Here is a 5,003-nt window from a genome sequence, read left to right as displayed (position 1 = left end):
CACCAGCACCGAGGATGAAATCCGCATCACGGCGAAAAAGAAAATCACCCTGAATGGCGGTGGCAGCTACTTCACCCTAGAGCAGGGTGGTATCGAGTCGGGGACGGCGGGGGACCACAAGGTCAAGTCGGCGCATTACGAGTACAGCGGCCCAGCCACGCAAACGCTGGAAATGGCCACGCTTTCCCGACTTTCCGAGCACGAAACCAAGTCCGTGAGGCTTTCGGATTTCTCTGCCTGATCCTTTTGCACGACAAGGAGCGACACTCAACATGGCCAGTTTGCTTTCCCGACTTTTCGGACTTCACCGCAACCACAGGGATGCGCGATTCGCTCGGCCGAGCGCGCCGATCCTGCCGACGCCGGATACCCGGCCCATCCACGCGCCGTCACCATCCGAGACGCCGACGCCGCTGAAGAACTGGTGCCATCCGTTCAAGGACACGCAAGGCCCGCTGGAGCAACTGACCCATATGGCCAACGCCGCCGCCGGCTACTACCCGATCGGCCGCAGCGGCCTGTTTCACGGTGGCGTGCATTTCGACAGTGGCACCGGCGTCACTCCGGAGCAATCCGTGCATTGCCTGGCCGACGGTGAAGTGGTGGCCTTCCGCGTCGACACGCACTCGCCCAAGACGCGCTACTTCATCGACACCCTCACCGTCGACAAACCCTTCGCGCGCAATTTCGTGCTGGTGCGCCACCGCTTGCAGCCGCCGAAAATCCAGGGCAGCGCGGACACGCCGCCGAGCCTGACCTTCTACAGCCTGTACATGCACCTGCGGGACTGGGCGAAGTACCAGGAAAACACCGCCATTCCACGCCCGGCCTACTGGCCGCAGAGTCCGATCCTACGGGTCAAGCAGACGGTGAACGACGTCCTTGCGGGCCAGCCTGATCAGCCGGGCCTGAACGTGCGTCATGAGGATGGAGGCAAGGTCATCGACCTCCTGCCACGCGGTGCAGCGGTGACGGTCAGCGGCAACTGGCGCTACCGCAAGCTGGAAGACCGTCTGGCCCCGTCCCGCTTGATCAATGCCGATGGCACAGTGGCGGGCTACATCGCCGCCAGCCGTCTGCAACCGGTTGCCGGCAACCAGCACCGCATCAAGTCGTCGAAAGAGTCGGTCAACGTTCGCGCTGAACCGAAAGATCCGTGTGAGATTCTGATGGAACTGCCGACTGGCACCGTCGTCACGGTCAGTGGCGAGGGCCCGTTTCGCAAGCTGGAACGGGTCAACCAGTACGTGCATTTCAACTCGCTGGAAAGCCTGCAGGAACCGCAGGCGGTGGATCGGGTCGTGGTCCTCGAGCAGCCGGTGCCGATCAAGGCCGGGGACCTGATCGGCCACCTCGGCGATTACCAGGACAGCGGCGCGGACTGGCCCGAACAAAAACTGCACCTGGAAGTGTTCAGTGGCGACGACATCGAGGTGTTTTTCGAAGCCAGCCGCGCCTGGGCCCAGCGCCTGCCGGACAAGGACAAGACCTGGCTGAAGCTGGCCAGGGGCACGCCCGTGGCGNCCTGGAAGTGTTCAGTGGCGACGACATCGAGGTGTTTTTCGAAGCCAGCCGCGCCTGGGCCCAGCGCCTGCCGGACAAGGACAAGACCTGGCTGAAGCTGGCCAGGGGCACGCCCGTGGCGGCGCATCAAGATCACATCAGCGCCAGCCTTTTGCCCATCTGGAACAGCGACAATCCCTGCAGTGATGCCGACCTGCTGGTGCCCAAGAGCCTGCTGGATGGCTTGCCGCCCGCGCGGAAAATCCGGGTGCCCACCGGTGCCAGCGGCAAAACCTACAACTGGTACCGTCTCGATGGCCTGCTTCATGACGCGGACGACAAGCTGCTCAACGGCTGGGTGCGTGAGGAAGTCGGCGTCACGCCCTGGCTCAGCCCCTGGTCGTGGGAAGGCTATGACGTCATTTTCGACTACAGCCTGCCGAAACACGCCATGGCCTCGTTTTTCAGCGCCGTCAATCGCTTCAGCGACGCTCAGCACGAGCGCTTTCGCCCCCTGGCCGAGAAAGACCACAAGGGCCGGATGAAGATCCGGCTGAGCGACATCATTCACCGCAACCGCGACGGCCAGATGACCGCCGACGAACTGCAAACGGCCCTGCGCCTGCCCGCCAAGGCACAGGCGATTTCGCAACTGGTCCTGCGCAAGGAGAGCGAGTGGTTTTACCAGGCGCAAAAGTGGGACGCACTGGATGAACTGCTCGGCCATAGCGGCTCGACGCCGCACTTGAATTGGGTCGCAGAGAAACAGCGGATCGAGCAGATGGGCTGGTGGGGGGAAGTCGCGGAGAAGGTGGGGTTGCCGCCTTGGGGGCGGCCTTATCATTTTCATCCGTTGGGGTTAGTTGGATTGTTCACACAGCGCTCCTGTGCCTGTGAACGGAATATTACCTTGGATGAACTGCAAACCGTGATATCCGAAGAGCAAGTAGCAGGTGGTCTATTTCAAAAATCCAGTCATTCGGAAATCCATAATGTAGAAGCAGAAGATTTTTTGGTTGTGTTGAATGAGGCTATGGATAGATACGGAATAAGAGAATGCTTGGACAAGGCATTCTTCTTGGCCAATATTGCTATCGAGTGTGACAGATTCAAAACAACTGAAGAGTATAAAAACAGGGATGGTTCAATACCCGATCACTGGCATAACTACCGGGGTGGCAGTAGTTATCATGGGAGAGGGTTGATTCAGCTGACACACATTGAGAATTACAAGGATTATTTTAGAAGTGAGCATATGTCTCTTGCTACACCGATGGAGGAGGTTGCAAGCAATTCGCGACTGGTTGCTGGGTCAGCTGGATGGTTCTGGAGGAAGGGATCTGCATGGGGAGATATGAGCAAGCATTCAAAAAATAATGATCTCATAAAAGTCATAATTGGCGTCAATGGAGGATTTAATCATGCATTCGAAAGAGAACAGTATGCCTTGGCGCTTATCGAGAAGTTAAAAGTTTCAACCTGTCCTGTACATGGGCAGAGGGAGTTTAAAAAATACAAACTCTCAGAAAGTTCATTGAGTGGGAGTACCGTGGGACGTGATATTTGGAGGCGTTATTTTGGTGAAAGTAATGAAATACTTAAAAAATAGTAAAATTTTGTTTGTGTTGTTGATGGTTTTTCAATTGGTCAGCCTGAGCTTGGTGCGGGCAGAGCAAGCTATTGCAGTATTCTCTGAGGAACTTTCGAAGGGACACAATGTAAAGGTTAAACTTGAAGGTGATAGTTATTGGCTTCGAGAAGGAAAAAAAGAGTGGGTTTTGTTGAAGGCTGGGGTTTTACGCGGAGGTGAGGCTAAACCTGTGTTGTTTTTGGACGCCAATGGCGATGGTGTTAAAGATATATTTTTGAAGCTGTTCGAGTCTGGAGCGAATAATGCTTACGCCCTATTTTTTGCTAAGTTACAAGATAATAACGTCTTTTATTTTTCCGAGTCTAAGGAGGTTTTTGGGTCTCCATACTTGGGTGCTCAGGGAGAGTTGGTAAGTGTTAAGCGCAATGGCCCATTTTCTACAATCGCAAAATATAGGGGTAAGCGCGGCGGCTTGTATCTATACGAGCTCAGAGAGCCTATAAATTCCGACGTGGAAAAAGTGACGATATTTGATGGGGAAGGGAAAGCAAAATCGTCAATAAATTATTTTGGTACAAATACAACTGCTTCCGCTTGCGTATCGTCGGAACGAGCTTACTTGTCAGAGTCTCCTTCCGTTGCAGGTCTAATGAAATCATATCTGGTTAAGGGGGATAGCCTCTCCGTACTTGATTCTGATAGCGATGGAGAGTGGTTTAGGGTTCGTTGTCAAGGGAATATTGTCACTGATGCTTGGTTGCCTCAAGTAGTGTTGGATTTTAATGATTCAAGTTTATGTGTTGAGCAATGATCCGATATCGATACTGGTTCTCCGTTAATTCAATTGCCTGCGCACTGATAAAGGCGGCGAGGGGGCTGTAATAGTAAAAAAATTGACTTGTAAGTGAGCTTGTTGACGAGCGCGCGGCCAGGAAGAGGGGAGTTAAGGTGTCTTAGGTTGCAATTAAATACAGAGAATTAAGTTTCTTGAATAGGGATAAAACATGAAAAGCATCATCCGTATCGGTGACAAAACAACCGGAGCCGGCACCGTACTCTCAGGTTCGCTCGCGATGAAATTTGCCGGTTTCGGCGTGGCTCGCCAGGGCGATCCAGTGCTGTGCCCGATACCTGGTCATGGCCGCACAGTGATTGCCGAGGGGCACCCTGCGTTTAAAGACCAAGGCATTCCAGTCGCCTTCGACGGTCATTTATGCGCCTGTGGTTGTGCATTGATTTCCTCCTTGCCTGAAGCGGGAGCGAGTTAGTCATGCCCGTTCGACTGGATAAGGTGCCCGCTCTCGCAGCACGTCCTGCACGACCTCGCATTTGGCTCTGGCTCGGTTTGCTGTTTCTGTGTTTGTTGCTGGGCGTAGGCGGGAGTCTTTTATTCGCCGATGAACCCTTGCACCAACAGCCTGTTGATTTCTGGAACTGGGCCTTGGGTTTGCCGTTCCTCGGATGGTGTGCGCTGGCTTTCAGCCGAATGCTGCTGCATGTCGGCGAGCAGTCTGCTGCCGATGGTTGGGATGAAGCGCGCGAAGAGGACATGATCCGCAGAATTCGTCAGGGTCGACGTTCGCAGCAAGTTTTGGCAGTGAACTTGCACACCTCTTTGCAAGATCCTGCGGCGGAACCGTTTTGCCCTCTGAATGCTTTGCTGAGCGGGACCGAGTCTGCTCAGGCGCAGTCTAGTCACAGCCGCTCGTTTGACGACTCGGATGAAGATCCGGAAGCGGTATTGCTGACTGTATTAACCCAGGCACTCGCTGACCTGGCACCGATACTCAACCAATTGCCTGACGATAAGCCTTTGGCCCTGTTACTGGAGGTCGATTGCAGCTTACCGCCAGCGCAGTGGCGCCCGGTGTGGCAGCAGGCATGGCGTGAATCCGGCATCCGCCAATCG

Annotated in this window: 4 protein-coding genes and 1 pseudogene; all 5 read left to right on the top strand. The window is 54.8% G+C overall.

Annotated elements, in window-relative coordinates:
* On the top strand, positions 1-241 hold a 241-nt coding region (locus tag ACLD1X_RS28915; protein WP_429373679.1), incomplete at its 5' end, for a DUF2345 domain-containing protein.
* Between the two features lie 1,290 nt (positions 242-1,531).
* Complete coding sequence (locus tag ACLD1X_RS28910) at positions 1,532-3,112, top strand: glycoside hydrolase family 19 protein (protein WP_429373677.1); 1,581 nt, start codon at positions 1,532-1,534, stop codon at positions 3,110-3,112.
* Positions 3,084-3,905: a hypothetical protein gene (locus ACLD1X_RS28905; protein WP_429373675.1), complete on the top strand. Its 822-nt coding sequence runs from the start codon at positions 3,084-3,086 to the stop codon at positions 3,903-3,905. Before ACLD1X_RS28910 ends, ACLD1X_RS28905 begins: the two co-directional genes overlap by 29 nt.
* Positions 3,906-4,098: 193 nt before the next feature.
* On the top strand, positions 4,099-4,362 hold the full coding sequence (locus ACLD1X_RS28900) for a PAAR domain-containing protein (RefSeq protein ID WP_429373673.1): 264 nt from the start codon (positions 4,099-4,101) through the stop codon (positions 4,360-4,362).
* A gap of 2 nt (positions 4,363-4,364) precedes the next feature.
* A pseudogene (locus ACLD1X_RS28895) lies at positions 4,365-5,003 on the top strand (hypothetical protein); the annotation flags it as partial.

It is taken from the genome of Pseudomonas sp. 18173 (assembly GCF_050432945.1).
Lineage (GTDB): Bacteria > Pseudomonadota > Gammaproteobacteria > Pseudomonadales > Pseudomonadaceae > Aquipseudomonas.
This window is presented reverse-complemented; position numbering and strand designations above follow the sequence as displayed.

Coding starts and splice junctions, on each gene's coding strand:
- ACLD1X_RS28900 (WP_429373673.1), top strand. CDS start 4,099: ATGAAAAGCATCATCCGTATCGGTGACAAAACAACCGGAGCCGGCACC.